We start from the raw sequence: 22,449 nt of genomic DNA on the forward strand, positions 1-22,449 counted from the left end.
GCCGGTGGCGGGCGGCCTGGCGGCCGCCTCGCTCCTCCGGTCCGGTTCCGATCGCCGATTGCCTTTCCGAAGGAGTTTCCATGAACATCCATGAATACCAGGGCAAGGCCATTCTGAAGGCCTATGGCGCGACGATCTCCGCCGGCTATCCGGCGTTGAGCGTCGAGGAGGCGGTCGAGGCGGCGAAGAAGCTGCCCGGACCGCTCTTCGTCGTGAAGAGCCAGATCCATGCCGGCGGGCGTGGCAAGGGCAAGTTCAAGGAGCTTCCGGCCGAGGCCAAGGGCGGCGTGCGGCTCGCGAAATCGGTCGCCGAGGTCGAGGCGCATGCCCGCGAGATGCTCGGCAACACGCTGGTGACGATCCAGACCGGGCCCGCCGGCAAGCAGGTCAACCGGCTCTATATCGAGGACGGCTCGGATATCGAAAAGGAATTCTACCTCTCGATGCTCGTCGATCGCAGCACCGGCCGGACCGCCTTCGTTGTCTCTACCGAGGGCGGCATGGATATCGAGAAGGTGGCGCATGACACGCCCGAGAAGATCGTGACCTTCTCGGTCGACCCCGCCACCGGCGTGATGCCGCATCACGGCCGCGCGGTGGCCCGGGCACTGAACCTTACCGGCGATCTCGCCAAGCAGGCCGAGAAGCTCACCGCGCAGCTCTACGCCGCCTTTGTCGAGAAGGACATGAGCCTGCTCGAGGTCAATCCGCTGATCGTCACCAAGGATGGTGTGCTCAAATGCCTCGACGCCAAGGTCGGCTTCGATTCCAACGCGCTCTACCGCCACCCCGACATGGTGGAGCTGCGTGACCTGACCGAGGAGGATCCGAAGGAGATCGAGGCCTCGAAATACGATCTCTCCTATGTCGCGCTCGACGGCACGATCGGTTGCATGGTCAACGGCGCCGGCCTTGCCATGGCGACGATGGACATCATCAAGCTCTATGGTGCTGAGCCGGCGAATTTCCTCGATGTCGGCGGCGGTGCGAGCAAGGAGAAGGTGACGGCGGCGTTCAAGATCATCACCGCTGATCCGAACGTGAAGGGCATTCTCGTCAACATTTTCGGCGGGATCATGAAATGCGACATCATCGCCGAGGGCGTCATCGCCGCGGTGAAGGAGGTCGGCCTCAAGGTGCCGCTCGTGGTGCGCCTCGAAGGCACCAATGTGGAACTCGGCAAGAAAATCATCCGCGAATCCGGCCTCAACGTCATCCCGGCGGATGACCTTGACGACGCCGCGCAGAAGATCGTCAAGGCCGTTCAGGGCTGAGTGGGAGACTGACCAGATGTCCATCCTCATCGACGCGAATACCAGGGTCATCTGCCAGGGCTTCACCGGCAAGAACGGGACCTTCCATTCCGAGCAGGCGATCGCCTATGGAACCAAGATGGTCGGCGGCACCTCGCCGGGCAAGGGCGGCTCCGTCCATCTCGGCTTGCCGGTCTTCGATACCGTGGCCGAGGCGCGCGAGAAGACCGGCGCCGATGCGTCCGTGATCTATGTGCCGCCTCCCGGCGCGGCGGATGCGATCTGCGAGGCGATCCAGGCCGAGATCCCGCTCATCGTCTGCATCACGGAAGGCATTCCGGTGCAGGACATGATCAAGGTGAAACGCGCGCTCTCCGGCTCGAAATCGCGCCTCATCGGGCCCAATTGCCCCGGCGTGATGACGGCGGGCGAGTGCAAGATCGGCATCATGCCCGGCAACATCTTCAAGCGCGGCAATGTCGGCATCGTGTCGCGCTCCGGCACGCTGACCTACGAGGCGGTGTTCCAGACCACCCAGGAGGGGCTCGGCCAGACGACGGCCGTCGGCATCGGCGGAGACCCGGTGAAGGGCACCGAATATATCGACATGCTGGAGCTGTTCCTCGCCGATCCGGCCACGCAGTCGATCATCATGATCGGCGAGATCGGCGGCTCGGCCGAGGAGGATGCCGCGCAGTTCATCAAGGACGAGGCGAAGCGCGGGCGGAAGAAGCCGATGGTCGGCTTCATCGCTGGCCGCACCGCGCCTCCGGGGCGGCGCATGGGCCATGCCGGTGCGATCATCTCGGGCGGCCAGGGCGGCGCCGAGGACAAGATCGCGGCGATGGAGTCGGCGGGCATCCGCGTGTCGCCCTCACCGGCGAGGCTCGGCAAGACGCTCGTCGAGGTGCTGAAGGGCTGAGGTGCTGAAAGGCTCATGAGGCGATGATCTACGCGCTGGCGCTTCTTCTCCCGTTTCTGGCGCTCGCGCTGCGGGGGAAGATCTTCCAGTCGATTCTCTGCCTCATCCTTCAGCTTACCGTGTACGGGTGGATCCTGGCCGCGCTCTGGGCGGTGCTGGTGGTCCTCGATGACAATGCCGAGCGCCGCCACAGGGAAATGCTGGCGACGCTCACAGCGAGAAACGACGCGGGGGGCGGGACATCCCGGGAATCTTGAGGTCGGACATGGACAACAGCGAAATCGATCTTTCCGCCTTCTCCGGCGCGAACGCCGCGTATCTGGAAGCCATCACCGGCGAGGTGACGCCCGGCCCGTCCTGGCAGCGGCCGAACTGGCCGGTGCCGGCCAATGGCGAATTGATCTCGGCGCTCGACGGCAATTGGGGCGCGATCGAGAAGGCGATCGGCGACAAGCTCAAGGGCAAGGCGGCCGAAGCCAAGGGCGATGCCAAGGGCGGCCGGCTGGGTTTCGCGGAAGCCGATCTTCAGCGCGCGGCGCGGGATTCGGTGCATGCGCTGATGATGATCCGCGCCTATCGCATGCGCGGGCATCTCCATGCCAATCTCGACCCGCTCGGCATCGAGCCGCGCCGCGATCATGAGGAGCTGCACCCCTCCTCCTACGGCTTCACCGAAGCCGATTGGGATCGGCCGATCTTCATCGACCATGTCCTCGGGCTCGAATTCGCGACGCTGCGGCAGATGCTCGAGATCCTGCGCCGGACCTATTGCGAGAATATCGGCTACGAGTTCATGCATATTTCCGAGCCGGCCGAGAAGGCCTGGCTCCAGGAGCGCATCGAGGGGCCGGACAAGGAGATCACCTTCACCCGCGAGGGCAAGCGCGCGATCCTCAACAAGCTCGTCGAGGCGGAAGGATTCGAGAAATTCCTCGACGTCAAGTTCACCGGCACCAAGCGCTTCGGGCTCGACGGGGGCGAGGCGCTGATCCCGGCGCTTGAGCAGATCATCAAGCGCGGCGGCAATCTCGGCTGCAAGGAAGTCGTGCTCGGCATGGCGCATCGCGGGCGCCTCAACGTGCTCACCCAGGTGATGGGCAAGCCGCATCGCGCGCTGTTCCACGAATTCAAGGGCGGTTCCTTCGCGCCCGACGATGTCGAGGGGTCCGGCGATGTCAAATACCATCTCGGCGCCTCGTCGGACCGCGAGTTCGACGGCAACAAGGTGCATCTGTCGCTGACCGCCAATCCCTCGCATCTCGAGATCGTCGATCCGGTCGTGCTCGGCAAGGTGCGCGCGAAGCAGGACCAGCATGGCTGTCCGCGCGACGATCGCCGCGCGGTGATGCCGCTGCTCCTGCACGGCGATGCCGCCTTCGCCGGTCAGGGCGTTGTCGCGGAATGTTTCGGGCTCTCGGGCCTCAAGGGGCACCGGACCGGCGGCTCGGTGCATTTCATCATCAACAACCAGATCGGATTCACCACCTATCCGCGCTATTCGCGCTCCTCGCCCTATCCGTCGGACGTGGCGAAGATGGTCGAGGCGCCGATCTTCCACGTCAACGGCGACGATCCCGAGGCGGTGGTGTTCGCGGCGAAGGTCGCGACCGAATTCCGGATGAAGTTCCAGAAGCCGGTCGTCATCGACATGTGGTGCTACCGGCGCTTCGGCCATAACGAGGGCGACGAGCCGGGCTTCACCCAGCCGCTGATGTACAAGAAGATCCGCGGCCACAAATCGACGCTCGAGATCTATGCCGCGAAGCTGGTGGCCGAAGGCGTCGTCACCGAGGGCGAGATCGAGAAGATGAAGGCCGATTGGCGCCAGCGTCTCGAGGCCGAGTTCGAGGCCGGCCAGGCCTACAAGCCGAACAAGGCCGATTGGCTCGACGGCAAATGGTCCGGCCTCAAATCGATCAAGGAAACCGAGGAGGATCCGCGCCGCGGCCAGACCGGCGTGCCGCTGGCGCGCCTCAAGGCGATCGGCGAGGCGATCACCCGCGCACCCAAGGGTTTCAACGTCCACCGCACGATCCAGCGCTTCCTCGACAATCGCCGCAAGATGATCGAGACCGGCGAGGGGCTCGATTGGGCAAGTGCCGAGGCCATGGCCTTCGGTTCGCTGGTGGCGGAGGGGCATCGCGTCCGGCTTTCCGGCCAGGATTGCGAACGCGGCACGTTCTCGCAGCGCCATTCCGTGCTGATCGATCAGGAGACGGAGGCGCGCTACACCCCGCTCAACAATATCGAGGCGGGACAGGCACGCTACGAGGTCATCAATTCGATGCTCTCGGAAGAGGCGGTCCTCGGCTTCGAATACGGCTATTCGCTTTCCGAGCCCAATGCGCTCACCTGCTGGGAGGCGCAGTTCGGCGATTTCGCCAATGGCGCGCAGGTGCTGTTCGACCAGTTCATCTCGTCGGGCGAACGCAAATGGCTGCGCATGTCGGGGCTCGTCTGCCTGTTGCCGCATGGCTATGAGGGGCAGGGGCCGGAGCATTCCTCCGCACGCCTCGAGCGGTTCCTCCAGCTCTGCGCGGAAGACAACATGCAGGTGGCGAATTGCTCAACGCCGGCTAACTATTTCCATATCCTGCGCCGGCAGATCAAGCGCGATTTTCGCAAGCCGCTGATCCTGATGACGCCGAAGAGCCTGCTGCGCCACAAGCGCTGCGTCTCGACGCTCGACGAATTGGCGGAGAACACCTCGTTCCACCGCATCCTGCGCGACGATGCCGAGAGCGGCCGCGCGCCGCTCAAGCTCAAGGCCGATTCCAAGATCCGGCGCGTCATCCTGTCCTCCGGCAAGGTCTATTACGACCTGCTCGAGGAACGCGAGAAGCGCGAGATCGACGATGTCTATCTGCTGCGCGTCGAGCAGCTCTATCCGTTCCCGCTGAAATCGGTGGCGCAGGAGCTTGCGCGCTTCAAGAAGGCCGAGATCGTCTGGTGCCAGGAAGAGCCGAAGAACATGGGCGCCTGGTCCTTCGTCGAGCCCTATCTCGAATGGGTCATGCAGCAGGCCGGCTCGGCGGCAAAGCGCGCGCGCTATGTCGGCCGCCCGGCCTCAGCCTCGACTGCGGTCGGGCAGATGTCCAAGCATCTCCAGCAATTGCAGGCCTTCCTCGACGAAGCCTTCGCGAAATGAGTGAACTCGGCCCCGACCGAATCCCCAGAGGCAAAAGCATGAGCACCGAAATCCGCGTTCCGACCCTCGGCGAAAGCGTTACCGAGGCGACCATCGGCAAATGGTTCAAGAAGCCGGGCGAGGCCGTGAAGGCCGATGAGCCGCTCCTCGAACTCGAAACCGACAAGGTGACGCTCGAGGTCAATGCGCCGGCGGCCGGAACGCTCGCGGAAATCGTCGCCAAGGATGGCGAAACGGTCGGCGTCGGCGCGCTGCTCGGCACGATCGCGGCCGGTGGCGCCGCCGATGCGCCAGCCGCCGCGAAGGCCGAGGCGCCGGCGCCTGCGGTTTCGGCGCCCGCCGCCGCTGCGGTGGCAGCCATGCCGCCGGCCCCCGCTGCCGCGCGGATGATGGCCGAGACCGGGCTCCAGGTCGTCGAAGGATCGGGCAAGCGCGGCCAGGTGCTGAAGGAGGACGTGATCCGCGCCGCCGCCGCTCCGGCTGCGCCGAGCGCCCCGGCCGCGCCCGCCGCCCCCCGCGTGGCCTCGCCGGCGGATGATGCCGCCCGCGAGGAGCGGGTGAAGATGAGCAAGCTGCGCCAGACCATCGCGCGGCGGCTGAAGGAGAGCCAGAACACTGCCGCGATGCTCACGACCTTCAACGAGGTCGACATGAGTGCGGTGATGGGCCTGCGCAATCAATACAAGGATCTGTTCGAGAAGAAGCACGGCGTGAAGCTCGGCTTCATGGGTTTCTTCGTCAAGGCCTGCGTGCAGGCTCTGAAGGAGTTGCCGGGAGTCAACGCCGAGATCGACGGAACCGATATCATCTACAAGAATTACTACCATATCGGCATCGCGGTCGGCACTGACAAGGGCCTTGTCGTGCCGGTCGTCCGCGAGGCGGATCATCTCGGCCTGGCCGGGATCGAGAAGACCATCGCCGATTTCGGACGTCGTGCCCGCGACGGACAGCTCAAGATCGAGGAGATGCAGGGCGGCACCTTCACGATCACCAATGGCGGCATCTACGGCTCGCTGATGTCGACGCCGATCCTCAATACGCCGCAATCCGGCATCCTCGGCATGCACAAGATCCAGGAGCGGCCGGTGGTGATCGGCGGCAAGATCGAGGTGCGGCCGATGATGTATCTCGCGCTTTCCTACGATCACCGCATCGTCGACGGCAAGGAAGCCGTGACCTTCCTCGTGCGCGTCAAGGAATGCCTCGAGGACCCGGCGCGGCTGGCGATGGATCTCTGATCCGGCGAACGATCATGCCCGGCGCGAGCCGGCATCCCGCCCTGTTTGCCCGGTCCCGGCGCGGAGATCCGCGACTGGCCGGGCCGAGCCCGCCCATGACGCGTGGGGTCGGGCAGAGGAGAGAAGCATGTCCTATGATCTCATCGTCATCGGCTCCGGCCCCGGCGGCTATGTCTGCGCGATCCGCGCAGCGCAGCTCGGCCTCAAGGTCGCCGTGGTCGAGAAGGAAAAGACCTATGGCGGCACCTGCCTGAATATCGGCTGCATCCCGTCGAAGGCGCTGCTGCATGCCTCGGAGCTGTTCGACGAGGCGGGGCACGGCTTCGCGGCGCTCGGCATCGAGGTGCCGGCGCCGAAGCTCAACCTGCCCGGCATGATGAAGCACAAGGCCGATACCGTGGCCGCCAATGTCAACGGCGTCGCCTTCCTGTTCAAGAAGAACAAGGTCGAGGCCTTCAGGGGGCTCGGCGCTGTTCTGGCTCCGGGCAAGGTCCAGGTGACGGTGGAGGACGGCACGGTCCAGGTGCTCGAAACCCGCAATATCGTCATCGCCACCGGCTCGGAAGTGACCCCGCTGCCCGGCGTCGAGATCGACGAGAAGCGGATCGTCTCCTCCACCGGCGCGCTCGACCTCGCCAAGGTTCCGGGCCGGCTGATCGTGATCGGCGCCGGGGTGATCGGGCTCGAACTCGGCTCGGTCTGGCGGCGCCTCGGCGCCAGGGTCGAGGTGATCGAATATCTCGACCGCATCCTGCCGGGCATGGATGCCGAGGTTGCCAAACAGGCGCAGCGGCTCTTCGAGAAGCAGGGCATGACCTTCCGTCTTGCGAGCAAGGTCACGGGCGCCAAGGCCACGGCCAAGGGCGTGACGCTGACGGTCGAGTCCGCCGCCGGCGGCGCGGCGGAGAGTGTCGAGGCGGACATCGTGCTGGTTGCGATCGGCCGCCGGCCCTTCACGGCCGGGCTCGGGCTCGAGGCGGCGGGGGTGGCGATGGAACGCGGCCGCATCGTGATCGACGATCATTTCCGCACCAATGTCGCCGGTATCTTCGCCATCGGCGACGTGGTGCGCGGGCCGATGCTCGCGCACAAGGCCGAGGATGAGGGCGTCGCGGTGGCCGAGATCATCGCCGGCAAGGCGGGCCATGTGAATTACGACGTCATCCCCGGCGTGGTCTACACATTCCCGGAGATCGCCTCGGTCGGAAAAACCGAGGAGGAGCTCAAGGCTGCCGGCATCGAGTACAATGCCGGCAAGTTCCCCTTCACCGCCAATGGCCGCGCGCGCGCCAACCGCGCCACCGACGGTTTCGTCAAGGTGCTTGCCGACAAGGCGACAGACCGGGTGCTCGGCGTGCATATCGTCGCGGCGGGCGCGGGCGAAATGATCCATGAGGCAGCGGTGCTGATGGAATTCGGCGGTTCATCCGAGGATCTTGCCCGCACCTGCCACGCCCATCCGACGATGAGCGAGGCTGTCAAGGAAGCCGCGATGGCGGTGGAGAAGCGGCAGATCCATCTCTGATGGCAGGTTGCCGATGCAGCCTTGCCGGGCAGGTTCCATGCGCCGGCCCGGCAAGCGGGCAGCATCCGGATCATGCCCTGGGATGCGCCGCCTTGTAGGTGGCCATCAGGCGGTCGGTATCGACGGCGGTATAGACCTGCGTCGTCGAGAGCGAGGCATGGCCGAGCAGTTCCTGGATGGTGCGGAGATCGCCGCCGCGCGCGAGCAGATGCGTCGCGAAGGAATGGCGCAGCGCGTGCGGTGTCGCGCTCTCCGGCAGGCCCAGCGCGCCGCGCAAACCTTCCATCGCCAGCTGGATGATGCGCGGCGAGAGCGGGCCGCCCTTCGCGCCGACGAAGAGCGGGCCATCGGCCGGCATCCGCCAGGGGCATTGCGCGAGGTAATCGGCGATCGCGGCGGCGATCTGCGGCAGGACGGGGACCTGCCGCTGCTTGCCGCCCTTGCCGGTGATAAGCAGCACGCCGCCAGGTTCCGGCGCATCGGCACGCCGCAACGCCAGCGCCTCCGAGATGCGCAGCCCCGCGCCGTAGAGCAGCGCGAAGACGGCAGCGTCGCGGGCAAGAATCCAGGGCGCCTTCGCCTCGCCGGCGCGGGCTTCGCGCGTCGCGGTCGCGCGGGCATCGCCAGGCGAGAGCGGGCGCGGCAGCCCCTTCTTCACCCGCGGCCCCTTCACCGCCTTGAAGGCCGAGGCATGGCCGTGGCCCTCGCGTTCGAGGAACCGTGCGAAGGAGCGGAGCCCCGCGAGCTGGCGCATCAGCGAGCGGCTGCCCACCCCTGCCTCGCGCCGCGCGGCGAGGAAGAGCCGGAGATCGGCGGGGCGGGCGGCGAGAAAATCGGCCGGTGCGCGGTGATCGGGGCCGAGAAAGGCCAGGAATTGCCCGACATCGCGGCCATAGGCCTCGATGGTTTTGGCCGAATAGAGCCGTTCGCGCGCGAGTTCCGCGAGCCAGGCGATGCGGGCGTTCTCGATCGACATGGGCCCCGTCGGATGAAACAATCCTGGGGCATCCTGCGGCGCGCGGGTTAAGAAATCCGGTTCCACCCTCGCCGCGCCGGAGCGAATCCGTGCTATCAGGCGCGCATGTCCGTGCCTGAAGGCGGGTCCGCGTCGCCCGAGCCCCTGATCGCCGAGGTCGCGCTGCCGCTCGCGATCCCGCATTGCTATTCCTATCGCGTGCCGGTGGGGATGCGGCTCGAAACGGGCGAATGCGTGGTGGTGCCGCTCGGGCCGCGGCGGAGCTACGGCTTCGTCTGGGAGCTTCACCACGGCTCCGGCGGGACCAATCTCAAGGACATCGTGGCGAAGACGGCGCTGCCGCCGCTGCGGCCGGCGATGCGGCGCTTCATCGCGCGGGTGGCGGAATACACGCTCGCCCCGCTCGGCATGGTGGCGCGCATGGCGGCGCGCGACCCGGATGGCGAGGCGCATGAGCCGCTCCGCTTCGGCGTGCGGCGGACGGGAAAGACGCCGGCGCGGATGACACCTGCCCGCGCCCGCCTGCTCGCCGCGGCATCCGGCGCGCTCGTTTACCGCAAGCGCGATCTCGCCGAGGCGGCCGCCTGTTCGACCGGCGTGATCGATGCGCTGGTCGATGACGGCGTATTCGAGATCGTGGCCCTGGCGCCGGAGGCGCGGGCGGACAGGCTCGACCCGGCCGGGCGGGCGCCGCGGCTCTCGCCGGCGCAGGCGGCGGCGGCGGAGGCGCTCCGCGCGAGCCTGGCGGCAGGCGGTTTCGTGCCGCATCTGCTCGAAGGCGTGACCGGATCCGGCAAGACGGAGGTCTATTTCGAGGCGGTGGCGGCGGCGCTCGCGGCCGGCCGGCAGGTGCTGATCCTGCTGCCGGAGATCGCGCTGACGCCGGAATTCCTCGCGCGGTTCGAGGCCCGGTTCGGCGGGCTGCCCGGCGCCTGGCATTCCGGCATTCCCGCCGGGCGGCGCGACCGGCTCTGGCACGCGGTGGCCGAGGGCGAGGCGCGGGTGGTGGTCGGCGCGCGCTCGGCGCTGTTCCTGCCCTTTCCCGAACTCGGGCTGATCGTGGTCGACGAGGAGCACGAGGCAGCGTTCAAGCAGGACGATCTCGTGCGCTACCATGCGCGCGACATGGCGGTTCTGCGCGCCAAGATCGAGGATTGCGCGGTGGTGCTCGCCTCGGCGACGCCCTCGATCGAAAGTCGCGTCAACGCGATGCAGGGACGCTACCGCCATCTCCTGCTGCCGGATCGTGCGGCCGGTCGCAGCCTGCCGGACATTTCCGCGCTCGACCTTAAGCGCGATCCGCCGCCGCGCGGCCGCTTCCTCTCGCCGCGTCTCGTCGCGCTGGCGGAGGCGGCGCTGAAGCGCGGCGAGCAGGTGATGTTCTTCCTCAACCGCCGCGGCTATGCACCGCTGACGCTGTGCCGGGCCTGCGGCCATCGCTGGCAATGCCCGCAATGCGATGCCTGGCTGGTGGAGCACCGGTTCCGGCGCGCGCTCGTCTGTCATCATTGCGGCCATGTCGAGCGGCGTCCGGCGCAATGCGTCGCCTGCGGCGCCGAGGAAAGCCTCGCCGCCTGCGGGCCCGGTGTCGAGCGCATCGCCGAGGAGGTCGCCGAGCTCTTTCCCGGCGAGCGGCGCATCGTCCTCTCCTCGGATTTTCCGGGCGGAACAGAGCGGCTGCGGCGGGAATTGCAGGCGGTGGCGCAGCGTGAATTCCCGATCGTCATCGGCACCCAGCTCATCGCCAAGGGCCATAATTTCCCGCATCTGACGCTCGCCGCCGTGCTCGATGCGGATATCGGCCTCGTCTCGAACGATCCGCGCGCCGCGGAACGGACCTTCCAGCTTCTCGCGCAGGTGACGGGCCGGGCCGGGCGGGGCGAGCGCCCGGGGCGCGGCGTGCTCCAGACCTACCAGCCCGACCATCCGGTGATCCGCGCGCTCGTTTCGGGCGACCATGCCCGCTTCTACGCCGAGGAAATCGCCATGCGCGAGGCGGCCGGGCTACCGCCCTTCGGGCGGCTTGCCGCCATTCTCGTCTCGGCGCGGGACAAGGCCGCAGCCGAGGCGCATGCGCGGGAGATCGCCCGCGCCGGCCATGGCGAGATCGCCGCGCGCGGCCTCGGCGGCGCGGCGGCGCTGCTCGGCCCGGCCGAGCCGCCGCTGGCGCTGCTGCGCGGCCGCCACCGCATGCGGCTGATCCTGAAGGCCGCCCGCACGGTTCCGGTGCAGGGGCTGATCCGCGCCATGCTCGCCGCGGCCGGCCCGCCGCGGGGCGGGGCGCGGATTGATGTCGATATCGACCCGCTGAGCTTCCTTTGATCTCCGCCGGAGCCGGATTCCCGCCCGTGCTTGTGCGTCGCAGCAACACTGGAGCGGAACCGGCGCCGATCCGCGGCTTTGCGACCAAAAGCCGGGGGTGAAAGGTGTTGCGCAGCCGTTGAAGATTTGTTAGCGACCCCGCGACCCTCGCAGGGATTTCCCATCCTGCGACGGCGTCGATCCGTTGATTGATCCCGGTTGCCGGGGCACGGCGCCCGATCGTTCGGCCGAGGCCATCACCTCGACGGCGAACGGCGCGTGTGGAACGCGAAAGACATCCGTCGTGGCCTCATCCAGCCCGATCGTTTCCGGCCTTGCGGGGCGCTATGCCTCGGCGCTGTTCGAACTTGCGAGCGAAGCCCAGGCGCTCGATTCCGTTTCTGCCGCACTCGACGATTTCGCGGCCCTGCTCGACATCAGTCCCGACCTCGACCGCCTCGTCCGCAACCCCGTCTTCACCGCCGAGGAGCAGGTCGGTGCGCTTGATGCCGTGCTCAAGCGGGCGAAGATCGAGGGGCTTGCCGCCAATTTTCTCAAGCTGGTTGCGGCCAAGCGCCGGCTCTTCGCCGTGCGCGGCATGATCACCGCCTATCGCGCGCTGGTCGCCGAGAGCAAGGGCATCGTCCCGGCTGAGGTGATCGTCGCGGCGCCGCTCTCGGAGGCGAACCGCGCCGCCGTGCTCGAGGCGCTCGAGAGCCAGGCCGGCAAGAAGATCGCGCTGACCGAGAAGGTCGACCCGGCAATCATCGGCGGGCTGGTCGTCAAGATCGGCAGCCGCATGATCGACGCCTCGCTCAAAACCAAACTCAACGCGATGAAACTCGCGATGATCAACGGCTGAACCCCAGACGCATTTTCGCCAGGCAACCCGCTTCCCACGGTTCCCGAAACTGCTTTCGCAAACGAAAGGCTTGAGAGATGGATATCCGCGCCGCTGAGATCTCGGCGATCCTCAAGGAGCAGATCAAGAATTTCGGCGCTTCGGCGGAAGTCGCCGAAGTTGGTCAGGTTCTGTCGGTCGGCGACGGCATTGCGCGCGTCTTCGGCCTCGACAAGGTCCAGGCCGGCGAGATGGTCGAGTTCGAGAACGGCGTCCGTGGCATGGCGCTGAACCTCGAGACCGACAATGTCGGCGTCGTCATCTTCGGCTCCGACCGCGACATCAAGGAAGGCCAGACGGTGAAGCGCACGGGCGCCATCGTCGACGTGCCGGTCGGCAAGGGTCTGCTCGGCCGCGTGGTCGATGCGCTCGGCAACCCGATCGACGGCAAGGGGCCGATCAAGGCCGAGAAGCGCGCGCGCGTCGATGTGAAGGCTCCGGGCATCATTCCGCGCAAATCGGTGCACGAGCCGATGGCAACCGGCCTCAAGGCGATCGACGCGCTGATCCCGATCGGGCGCGGCCAGCGCGAACTGATCATCGGCGACCGCCAGACCGGCAAGACCGCGATCGCGCTCGACACGATCCTCAACCAGAAGCCGCTCAACGAGGGCAATGACGAGGCGAGCAAGCTCTACTGCGTCTATGTCGCCGTCGGGCAGAAGCGCTCCACCGTCGCGCAATTCGTGAAGGTGCTCGAGGAGCGCGGCGCGCTCGAATATTCGATCGTCGTCGCCGCCACCGCGTCGGATGCCGCGCCGATGCAGTTCCTGGCCCCGTTCGCCGGCTGTGCGATGGGCGAGTTCTTCCGCGACAACGGCATGCACGCCGTGATCATCTACGACGACCTTTCCAAGCAGGCGGTCGCCTATCGCCAGATGTCGCTGCTGCTGCGCCGCCCGCCGGGCCGCGAAGCCTATCCCGGCGACGTGTTCTATCTCCATTCCCGCCTGCTGGAGCGCGCCGCGAAGCTCAATGCCGATAATGGTTCCGGCTCGCTCACCGCGCTGCCGGTGATCGAGACCCAGGCGAACGACGTCTCGGCCTATATCCCCACCAACGTGATCTCGATCACCGACGGCCAGATCTTCCTCGAAACCGACCTGTTCTTCCAGGGCATCCGCCCGGCGGTGAATGTGGGCCTCTCGGTCAGCCGCGTCGGTTCCTCGGCGCAGACCAAGGCGACGAAGAAGGTCGCCGGCAAGATCAAGGGCGAGCTGGCGCAATATCGCGAGATGGCGGCCTTCGCGCAGTTCGGCTCGGATCTCGACGCGGTGACGCAGCGCCTGCTCAACCGCGGCGCGCGGCTGACCGAACTCCTGAAGCAGCCGCAATTCTCGCCGCTGAAGATGGAAGAGCAGGTCTGCGTGATCTATGCCGGCGTCAACGGCTATCTCGACGGCCTGCCGGTCAATCGCGTCCGCGCCTACGAGGACGGACTGCTGGCCCTGCTGCGCGACAAGCACAAGGCGCTGCTCGACAACATCGCCAAGACGAAGGACCTTTCCGACGCGGATGCCGCGACGCTGAAAGGCATCGTCGAGGGCTTCACGAAGAGCTTCGCCTGAGGGTCAATCGCGGGCGGAACGGAGCCGGCAGGCTCCACTCCGCCCGCCGGATAATGGATTGCTTCGGCGCTCGCGCTCCTCGCAATGACGACGGGAAACGGTAGCAGATGCCCTCGTTGAAAGACCTCCGCAACCGCATCGCCTCGGTGAAGGCGACGCAGAAGATCACCAAGGCGATGCAGATGGTCGCCGCGGCGAAGCTTCGGCGCGCGCAGAGTGCCGCGGAAGCGGCGCGGCCCTATGCCGCCAGAATGGAGGCGGTGCTCGCCAATCTCGCCGGCGGCATCACCGGCGCCGCCGCGCCCCGGCTCCTCGCCGGCACCGGCGCGGATCAGGTTCATCTCCTCATCGTCTGCACCGCCGAGCGCGGGCTCTGCGGCGCGTTCAATTCCTCGATTGTCCGCCTTGCCCGCGAGCGGATCAACGCGCTCCAGGCAGCGGGCAAGACGGTCAGGATCCTTTGCGTCGGCAAGAAGGGTTTCGAGCAGCTCAAGCGTCAATACGAGAAGCTCATCCTCGATGTCGTCGATCTCCGCGCCGTGAAGCAGATCGGCTATGGCGAGGCGGAGATGATCGCCCGGCGCGTGCTCGGCATGTTCGAGGCCGGCGAGTTCGATGTCGCGACGCTGTTCTATTCGCGGTTCAAGTCGGTGATCGCCCAGATCCCGACCGCGCAGCAGGTCATCCCGGCCGAGATTCCCGCCGGCGGCGCCAATGGTGCGGTGTCCTACGAATACGAGCCGGACGAGGAGGCGATCCTCTCGACGCTGCTGCCGCGCAATGTCGCGGTGCAGATCTTCCGTGCCTTGCTCGAGAACGCCGCCTCCGAACAGGGCGCGCGCATGAGCGCGATGGACAATGCCACGCGCAATGCCGGCGAGATGATCAAGAAGCAGACGCAGAAATACAACCGCACGCGTCAGGCGATGATCACCAAGGAACTCATTGAAATCATCTCGGGCGCCGAGGCGCTCTGAGCAGCAATCGAAACGAGGGTAGAACAATGGCCAAGCCGCAGGGTCGCATCGCTCAGGTTATCGGCGCCGTCGTCGACGTTCAGTTCGACGGCCACCTGCCCGAGATCCTCAACGCGCTCGAGACCTCCAATCTCGGCAACCGCCTCGTGCTCGAGGTCGCGCAGCATCTCGGCGAGAACACGGTGCGCTGCATCGCGATGGACTCGACCGAGGGGCTCGTGCGCGGCAATCCGGTTGCGGATACCGGCGCACCGATCGCCGTGCCGGTCGGCGAGGCGACGCTCGGGCGCATCATCAACGTGATCGGCGAGCCGGTCGACGAGGCCGGGCCGGTCGTGGGCGAGGCGCAGCGGCCGATCCACCAGCCGGCCCCCTCCTATGCCGAGCAATCGACCGAGGCGCAGATCCTCGAGACCGGCATCAAGGTGGTGGATCTGCTCGCCCCTTACGCCAAGGGCGGCAAGATCGGCCTGTTCGGCGGCGCCGGCGTCGGCAAGACGGTGCTGATCATGGAGCTGATCAACAACGTTGCCAAGGCGCATGGCGGCTATTCGGTCTTCGCCGGCGTCGGCGAGCGCACCCGCGAGGGCAACGATCTCTATCACGAGATGATCGAATCCAAGGTCAATCTCGATCCGAAGGAGCATGGCGGCTCGACCAAGGGCTCGAAATGCGCCCTCGTCTATGGCCAGATGAACGAGCCGCCGGGCGCCCGCGCCCGCGTCGCGCTGACCGGCCTCACCGTCGCGGAGCATTTCCGCGACCAGGGCCAGGACGTGCTGTTCTTCGTCGACAACATCTTCCGCTTCACGCAGGCCGGCTCCGAAGTGTCGGCGCTGCTCGGCCGCATCCCCTCGGCGGTGGGCTATCAGCCGACGCTCGCGACCGACATGGGCGCGCTGCAGGAGCGCATCACCACCACGACCAAGGGCTCGATCACCTCTGTGCAGGCGATCTACGTGCCGGCGGACGACCTGACCGACCCGGCGCCGGCGACCTCCTTCGCCCATCTCGACGCGACCACCGTGCTCTCGCGCTCGATCGCCGAGAAGGGCATCTATCCGGCGGTCGACCCGCTCGACTCGACCTCGCGCATGCTCTCGCCGATGATCGTCGGCGACGAGCATTACGCCGTGGCGCGCCAGGTGCAGTCGATTCTCCAGCGCTACAAGTCGCTGCAGGACATCATCGCCATTCTCGGCATGGACGAGCTGTCCGAGGAGGACAAGCTCACCGTCGCCCGCGCGCGCAAGATCGAGCGCTTCCTCTCGCAGCCGTTCCACGTGGCGGAAGTCTTCACCGGCTCGCCGGGCAAGCTCGTGTCGCTGAAGGATACGATCGCCGGCTTCCGCGATCTCTGCGCTGGCAAGTATGATCACCTCCCGGAGGCGGCCTTCTACATGGTCGGCACCATCGAGGAGGCGGTCGAGAAGGCGCAGAAGCTCGCGGCCGAGGCCGCGTAACCGGGGCATTCCTCCATGGCAACCTTCTCCTTCGAACTGGTCTCCCCGGAGCGCGTGCTGTTCTCGGGTGATGTCACCTCGGTGGTCGTTCCCGCCGCCGAAGGCGACATGACCGTTCTCGCGCATCACGCGCCCTTCATGTCGGCGCTGCGGTCCGGTGTGGTGACGGTCAACGGCGCGAAGCGGCTCTTCGTCCGCGGCGGGTTCGTCGATGTCGGCGCCGGCGGGCTGACCCTGCTTGCCGAGCAGGCGGTGGCGGTCGAGGAGATCGATGCCGGGCGGGTCACGGCGGATCTCAAGGATGTCGAGGAAGATCTGCGCGACGCCAAGTCCGACGAGGCGCGGGCGCGCCTCGCCGAGAAGGCCGAGGGCCTCAAGGCGATGCTCGCCGCGCTGCGTCACTGATCCGGCTTCTTTCTCGCCGCGCCTCAGAACCGCAAGGTCGCGGCGGCCTGCGGCGCCAGCGTCAGCGCCCGATAGCGGTTCGGCGCATAGGACGAGAAGCCGCGTGTGAAACTCGTCCGCAGGCTGAGTTCGCGGCCCGGCGCCCATTCATAGGCCAGGCCGGCGGAGAGGGTGAAGGATCGATCGCGGATCCGGGGCAGGATCGGCGTATTGTCCTCCAGCAGCCAGCCGATTCCGCCGCCGATTCGCAGGCTGAGCGGCCCGCGGCGATGCACCAGTGCGAGACTGGCGCGCGCGCCCCAATCGTTCTTCGAGCCATTCTGGTAGAAACGGCGCGACAGGCCGAGGCTCGGGATGAGTGTCAACCCGCTGCCGAGCCCGAAGGAGCGCGAGAAGCCGAGGCTCAGGTTCTGGCTGGCGCTGTCATGGGCGGTGAGGCGCTGGTTCAGCGTCGTGCGGGCGCCGGCGCCGAGCGTCAGCGTGCCGCCCCAGAGCGCCTGCCCGAGGCTGATGCCCGCGAGCGCCCGGTTGAACCCCGCGCGCGGCGTTTCCCGGTAAAGTTCCGACATGGCCGCGCCGGTGAGGGTGAGGCTGGTGCCCGCGCGGAGCTGCCAGCTGCGCGAGAGGCCGGCCTCGAGGCCGAGAAAGGCGTCGCCCTTGCGGCGGCCGGGTGCTTCCTCGGGATTCGAGGACCAGCCGGGGACCAGGGCCAGCGACAGCGACCAGCCCGGCGCTGCCGCGGAGGGCGGCGCGAGCGCTGCCGGCAGGGCCGCGCGCGGGGCCTGTGCGCCCGCGATGCCGCCAAACGCGACGAGCGTCACCAGGCCCAGCAATGCCTTTCCCCCGCGCATTCCGCTTCCGCCCGCGTCTTGTCTCCGCTCTTGTAGCGAAGGGCGGGCCGGCGCGCATCAGGCGGCGATCATTCCTCCGCGAGCGCCATCAGGCTCGCATTGCCGCCGGCGGCGGCGGTGTTCACCGTCACCACCTGCTCGGTGGCGAAGCGGAGGAGATAGTTCGGCCCCCCGGCCTTGGGCCCGGTGCCGGAGAGGCCGTGCCCGCCGAAGGGCTGCACGCCGACGACCGCGCCGATCATGTTGCGGTTGACATAGATGTTGCCGGTTGCAAGCGCGGCGGTGACGCGCTCGATCTCGCTGTCGATGCGCGAATGCAGGCCGAGCGTGAGGCCGTAGCCGGAGCGGTCGATGGCGGCGATGAGCGCGTCCAGCGCCCCGGCGCGATAGCGCAGCACATGCAGGATGGGGCCGAAAACCTCCTCGGCGAGATCCTCCGGCCGCGCGATCTCGAAGATATGCGGCGCGACATAAAGCCCTGCAGGAGCCGTTCCGGCGTAATGGACGCGCGCCTCCCGCCGCATCCGGGCGATATGCGCGTCGAGCCGCGCCTTGGCCTCGGCATCGATCACCGGGCCGATATGCGTGGCGACATCGCGCGGATCTCCGAGGCGGAGTTCGCGCGCGGCGCCGACGATCATCGCGATGACATGATCCGCGACATCCTCCTGCACGCAGAGCAGCCGCAATGCCGAACAGCGCTGCCCGGCCGAGCGGAAGGCCGAGACCACGACATCGTCCGCCACCTGTTCCGGCAGGGCGGTGGCGTCGACGATCATGGCGTTGATGCCGCCCGTCTCGGCGATCAGCGGCACGATCGGGCCGTCCTTGGCGGCAAGCGCGCGATTGATCCGGCGCGCGGTTTCGGTCGAGCCGGTGAAGACGACGCCCGCCACGCGCGGATCGCCGACCAGGGCCGCGCCGATCGCGCCGTCGCCGAGCACGAGATTGAGCGCATCGGCGGGGATCCCGGCGCGGTGGAGGAGCGAAACCGCGAAATGCCCGATCAGCGGGGTCTGCTCCGCGGACTTGGCGAGCACGGCATTGCCGGCGGCCAGGGCCGCCGCGATCTGGCCGAGGAAGATTGCCAGCGGGAAATTCCACGGCGCGATCGCCACGAAGACGCCGCGCGGCCGGTAGAGCAGGCGGTTCTCCTCGCCGGTCGGACCGGGCAGTGTGAGGGGGGCCGTGAAAAGCCGCTCGGCCTCGCCGGCATAGTAGCGCAGGAAATCCACCGCCTCGCGGTGCTCGGCGAGAGCGTCGTCGATGGTCTTGCCCGCCTCGGCCTGAAGCAGGGCAAGAAGCCGGCCGCGATGCTCCTCGAGGAGATCGGCTGCGCGGCGCAGCGCGCCGGCGCGGATCGCGACCGGCGTCGCGCCCCAGCGCCGGAACCCGGCAAGGGCGACGCTCATGGCGGCGGCGGCGGTTTCGGCGCCGGCGATCGCGGCATGGCCGATGATCGCCCCGTCGATGGGCGAGCGGATTTCCGTTTCCGGTCCCGGCACGGCCGCGCCCTCGACGATGCTCACGGCGCGATATGGTGCAAAATCACGCGAGGCGACGAGCGCCGCGAGGGATTCGGCATGGCCGAGCTCGACGCCCCGGCTGTTGATGCGCTCCGCGCCGTAGAGCAGGGCGGGGCGCCGGATACCGCGATGGCGGGCGCGGCGCGCGTCGCCGATGATCGCCGCCGGCCGCGCGAGCAGCCGCTCGACCGGCACGGCAGGGTCGGCAGCCTCGTGGACGAAGGAGGAATTGGCGCCATTCTCGAGCAGGCGCCGCACCAGATAGGCGAGCAGGTCGCGATGTCCGCCAACCGGGGCGTAGACCCGGCATGCGGTTTCGGGGTCCGCCTTCAGCACCGCGTCATAGAGCGCCTCGCCCATGCCGTGCAGGCGTTGGAACTCGTAACCTTCGCCCGTGCCGGCCATCGCGCCGATCGTCGCGACGGTGAGGGCGTTGTGGGTCGCGAATTGCGGGAAAAGGCGCGGCCGCGCGGCGAGCAGCGCCTGCGCGCAGGCAAGGTAATTCAGGTCGGTCATCGCCTTGCGGGTAAAGACGGGAAAGTCGTCGAGCCCCCGCTCCTGCGCGCGCTTCACCTCGCTGTCCCAATAAGCGCCCTTGACGAGGCGAACCATGAGGCGACGGCCCGTCGCGGCGGCGAGGCCGTCGAGCCAGGCGATCACGGCGCGTGCGCGCTTCTGGTAGGCCTGTACGGCGAGACCGAGCCCATCCCAGCCGGCAAGCGCCGGATCGCGGGTCAGTTCGGCGAAGATGTCGAGCGAGAGTTCGAGCCGGTCGGCCTCCTCGGCATCGATCGTCAGGTTGAGATCGCTCGCCTTCGCCATGGCCGCGAGTTCCGCGATCTGCGGTACGAGTTCCGCCAGAACAGCAGCGCGGTTGACCGCTTCGTAGCGCGGATGCAGCGCCGAGAGCTTGACCGAGATGCCGGGACGATCCGGCAGCGGCCGGTTGCCGGCCCGCGCGGCGATATGGCGGATGGCGTCGGCGTAGCTTGCGAAATAGCGCCGCGCGTCCTCGGCGGTGCGGGCGCCCTCGCCGAGCATATCGAAGGAATAGCGGTAATTGCGCCCGGTGCCGGCGCGGCTTAGCGCTTCGTCGATCGTCTGGCCGAGCACGAAATGGTTGCCCATCACCTTCATCGCCTGCCGCGCGGCGGTGCGGATCGTCGGCAGGCCGATCCGCTTGGCGAGCGCGGCCAGGATGCCGTCCGGCGTCTCGCCCGGCTGGATGATGCGTGCGCCGATGCCGAGCGCCCAGGCCGAGGCATTGATCAGCAAGGCGTCGGATTTCGGCTCATGATGCGTGAAATCGCCCTGGCCAAGCTTGTCCTCGATCAGCTTGTCGGCGGTGAGGCTGTCCGGCACGCGCAGCAGCGCCTCGGCCAGCACCATCAGCGCCAGCCCCTCCTTGGTCGAGAGCGCATATTCCTGGAGGATCTGCTCGATGCCGCCGATTCCACCGGTGCCGGCACGGATGGCGCCGATCAGCGCGCGTGCGCGGGCATCGATCGCGCGCTCCGTCTCCGGCGGCAGCGCGGCTTCGGCCAGCAGGGTCGCGGCAAGCGTTTCGTCGTCCGGTGCATAGGGCGCGCGGAAGGGCGGGATCGGCGATGGCGGGGCGGCACTCTCGGGCATCGGCGCGTTTCCTCGCGATTGACTGGAGTTACCAAAGCCTAACGGTTGTTTGACAGTTGTTTCAACGGCAAAATTGGTTCATATATAGCGAAAATCCCCATTCATGCGGTTTATTGCAGCGATAGTGCCGGAGGCGTCGAAATGAGTGTGATCCTGGACCGGGCCGATCTCAAGATCCTGCGGGCGCTCCAGCGCGACGGCCGGCTCTCGACGGTCGCGCTGGCGGAGACGGTGGGGCTCTCGCCGACCGCCACGACCGAGCGCGTCAAGCGCCTGACGCGCGACGGCTATATCCGGGGCTATCACGCCGAACTCGACCCCGCGCTGCTCGACCGGGCCCTCCTCGTGTTCGTCGAGGTGACGCTCGACAAGACCACGCCGGATGTCTTCGCGAAATTCGCGGTCGCGGTGCGGGCGAGTCGCGAGATCCTTGAATGCCATCTCGTCGCGGGGGGATTCGATTATCTGATCAAGACGCGTGTCAAGGACATGGAAGCCTATCGCAACCTCCTCACCCAGACGATCCTCGCCCTGCCCGGCGTGCGGGAATCGCGCTCCTACGCGGTGATGGAGGAGGTGAAGGCCGAGCTGGCGCTGCCGCTCTGAGCGCCGCCCGGCCTCGGGCCTCAGCCGTGCCGGGTGACGGAAACGGCGCGGGTCTTCCACAGGGAATAGAGGATGCCGCCGAGGATCAGCGCCAGGGTGACCCCGAGCGAAATGGCGGGGTTCAGTTTGCCGACCAGCTCGTTCCAGAAGATCTTCAGCCCGATGAAGACAAGGATCAGCGCCAGCGCGTATTTCAGGTAATGGAAGCGATGCACCATGGCGGAGAGCGCGAAATAGAGCGCGCGCAGGCCGAGGATCGCCATGATGTTCGCCGTGTAGACGATGAAGGTATCCGTGGTGATGGCGAAGATCGCCGGAACCGAATCGACCGCGAAGATCAGGTCGGCGATATTGATGACGACCAGCGCCAGGAAGAGCGGCGTGGCGAAGGCCACGCGCCGGCCGGTAGCGGGGTCCGGCTTGCGGACGAAGAATTTCTGGCCGTGCAGCTCCTCCGTGACGCGCATCCGATTGCGGAGGAAGCGCACGACGGGGTTCTTCGCCACATCGGGGTCGCTTTCGGGCACGACGAGCATCTTGATCCCGGTCGCGACAAGGAAGGCGCCGAAGAGATAAAGCACCCAGGAATATTGCTGAACCAGGGCCGCGCCGGCGGCGATCATCACGCCGCGCAGCACGATCACGGCGAGGATGCCCCAGACCAGCGCGCGATATTGGTAGCGCGGCGGGATGGCGAAGAAGGAGAAGATCAGCGAAATCACGAAGACATTGTCGATCGACAGCGCCTTCTCGATGAAGAAGCCGGTGAAATAGGCGATGCCGGCATGACTTCCGTCTTCGGTCACCAGCCGTCCGGTCTCGTAGGCCCACCAGATATAGCCGCCGAAGGCCAGCGCGATGCAGATATAGAAGGCGGAAAGCCAGAGGCTCTTCGCCACGCCGAGTTCCGCGTCGCCGCGGTTCAGCAGGCCGAGATCGAAGACCAGCAGGGCAAGGATGATGGCGAGGAACGCCCCCCACATCCACAGGGGCTTCCCAAGGAAGACAAGCGTGAGCAGATCGAGCATGACCGTTACCGTAATGAGCCCAGAACCATGGTTCCGACATCGCGCGATCGGTGATCGCACCAGAGGGGCCCGGTAACCGAGGCGGTCAAATAAGGGCGGCGGGCGTGTTGTCAACCCCCTTCTGCC

The 22,449-nt window shown here is 67.3% G+C and carries 17 protein-coding genes; 13 read left to right on the top strand and 4 right to left on the bottom strand.

Annotation, left to right across the window (positions count from 1 at the left end):
* Window positions 1-80 precede the first annotated feature (80 nt).
* The 6 genes from sucC to lpdA all read left to right on the top strand — a co-directional run bounded on the left by sucC (window position 81) and on the right by lpdA (window position 8,089).
* Entirely contained in the window at window positions 81-1,274 is a 1,194-nt protein-coding gene (gene sucC, locus FWJ24_RS01305; RefSeq protein ID WP_150285967.1) for an ADP-forming succinate--CoA ligase subunit beta, read from the top strand.
* A gap of 16 nt (window positions 1,275-1,290) precedes the next feature.
* Entirely contained in the window at window positions 1,291-2,175 is an 885-nt protein-coding gene (gene sucD / locus FWJ24_RS01310) for a succinate--CoA ligase subunit alpha (RefSeq protein WP_150285968.1), read from the top strand.
* A gap of 23 nt (window positions 2,176-2,198) precedes the next feature.
* Window positions 2,199-2,432: a YqaE/Pmp3 family membrane protein gene (locus FWJ24_RS01315; protein ID WP_150285969.1), complete on the top strand. Its 234-nt coding sequence runs from the start codon at window positions 2,199-2,201 to the stop codon at window positions 2,430-2,432.
* 8 nt (window positions 2,433-2,440) lie between these two features.
* Window positions 2,441-5,323: a 2-oxoglutarate dehydrogenase E1 component gene (locus FWJ24_RS01320; protein WP_246155463.1), complete on the top strand. Its 2,883-nt coding sequence runs from the start codon at window positions 2,441-2,443 to the stop codon at window positions 5,321-5,323.
* 38 nt (window positions 5,324-5,361) lie between these two features.
* Window positions 5,362-6,564 (top strand): 2-oxoglutarate dehydrogenase complex dihydrolipoyllysine-residue succinyltransferase, encoded by a 1,203-nt coding sequence (gene odhB / locus FWJ24_RS01325; protein ID WP_150285971.1) that lies wholly within the window; start codon window positions 5,362-5,364, stop codon window positions 6,562-6,564.
* Between the two features lie 127 nt (window positions 6,565-6,691).
* Window positions 6,692-8,089, top strand: coding sequence for a dihydrolipoyl dehydrogenase (gene lpdA, locus FWJ24_RS01330; RefSeq protein WP_150285972.1), 1,398 nt, complete (start codon window positions 6,692-6,694; stop codon window positions 8,087-8,089).
* A 70-nt stretch (window positions 8,090-8,159) separates the two neighbouring features.
* On the opposite strand, the gene FWJ24_RS01335 is transcribed toward lpdA, so the two are convergent.
* Window positions 8,160-9,065, bottom strand: a complete 906-nt coding sequence (locus FWJ24_RS01335; RefSeq protein ID WP_150285973.1) for a tyrosine recombinase XerC — start codon at window positions 9,063-9,065, stop codon at window positions 8,160-8,162.
* Between the two features lie 105 nt (window positions 9,066-9,170).
* Between FWJ24_RS01335 and FWJ24_RS01340 the strand changes: the two genes are divergently transcribed.
* From FWJ24_RS01340 to FWJ24_RS01365, 6 genes are all read left to right on the top strand, one after another.
* Entirely contained in the window at window positions 9,171-11,387 is a 2,217-nt protein-coding gene (locus tag FWJ24_RS01340) for a primosomal protein N' (protein ID WP_150285974.1), read from the top strand.
* A 283-nt stretch (window positions 11,388-11,670) separates the two neighbouring features.
* On the top strand, window positions 11,671-12,228 hold the full coding sequence (locus FWJ24_RS01345) for a F0F1 ATP synthase subunit delta (protein ID WP_150285975.1): 558 nt from the start codon (window positions 11,671-11,673) through the stop codon (window positions 12,226-12,228).
* 77 nt (window positions 12,229-12,305) lie between these two features.
* Window positions 12,306-13,835, top strand: a complete 1,530-nt coding sequence (gene atpA / locus FWJ24_RS01350) for a F0F1 ATP synthase subunit alpha (RefSeq protein ID WP_150285976.1) — start codon at window positions 12,306-12,308, stop codon at window positions 13,833-13,835.
* Between the two features lie 107 nt (window positions 13,836-13,942).
* Window positions 13,943-14,812 (top strand): F0F1 ATP synthase subunit gamma, encoded by an 870-nt coding sequence (locus FWJ24_RS01355; protein ID WP_150285977.1) that lies wholly within the window; start codon window positions 13,943-13,945, stop codon window positions 14,810-14,812.
* 26 nt (window positions 14,813-14,838) lie between these two features.
* Complete coding sequence (gene atpD, locus FWJ24_RS01360; protein ID WP_150285978.1) at window positions 14,839-16,275, top strand: F0F1 ATP synthase subunit beta; 1,437 nt, start codon at window positions 14,839-14,841, stop codon at window positions 16,273-16,275.
* Window positions 16,276-16,290: 15 nt separating this feature from the next.
* Window positions 16,291-16,680: a F0F1 ATP synthase subunit epsilon gene (locus FWJ24_RS01365; protein WP_150285979.1), complete on the top strand. Its 390-nt coding sequence runs from the start codon at window positions 16,291-16,293 to the stop codon at window positions 16,678-16,680.
* A 23-nt stretch (window positions 16,681-16,703) separates the two neighbouring features.
* Here the strand turns inward: FWJ24_RS01365 and FWJ24_RS01370 are convergent, their stop codons facing one another.
* Window positions 16,704-17,531, bottom strand: coding sequence for a hypothetical protein (locus FWJ24_RS01370; RefSeq protein ID WP_150285980.1), 828 nt, complete (start codon window positions 17,529-17,531; stop codon window positions 16,704-16,706).
* A gap of 68 nt (window positions 17,532-17,599) precedes the next feature.
* The gene (gene putA / locus FWJ24_RS01375) at window positions 17,600-20,689 is read right to left on the bottom strand and encodes a bifunctional proline dehydrogenase/L-glutamate gamma-semialdehyde dehydrogenase PutA (protein ID WP_150285981.1); all 3,090 of its coding nucleotides are present in this window, start codon (window positions 20,687-20,689) and stop codon (window positions 17,600-17,602) included.
* 141 nt (window positions 20,690-20,830) lie between these two features.
* Here putA and FWJ24_RS01380 point away from each other — a divergent pair, with 141 nt between their 5' ends.
* On the top strand, window positions 20,831-21,295 hold the full coding sequence (locus FWJ24_RS01380) for an Lrp/AsnC ligand binding domain-containing protein (protein ID WP_150285982.1): 465 nt from the start codon (window positions 20,831-20,833) through the stop codon (window positions 21,293-21,295).
* Window positions 21,296-21,315: 20 nt separating this feature from the next.
* On the opposite strand, the gene FWJ24_RS01385 is transcribed toward FWJ24_RS01380, so the two are convergent.
* The gene (locus FWJ24_RS01385; protein WP_150285983.1) at window positions 21,316-22,323 is read right to left on the bottom strand and encodes a TerC family protein; all 1,008 of its coding nucleotides are present in this window, start codon (window positions 22,321-22,323) and stop codon (window positions 21,316-21,318) included.
* Window positions 22,324-22,449: the final 126 nt, after the last annotated feature.

It is taken from the genome of Rhabdaerophilum calidifontis (assembly GCF_008641065.1).
Classification (GTDB): domain Bacteria; phylum Pseudomonadota; class Alphaproteobacteria; order Rhizobiales; family Beijerinckiaceae; genus Rhabdaerophilum; species Rhabdaerophilum calidifontis.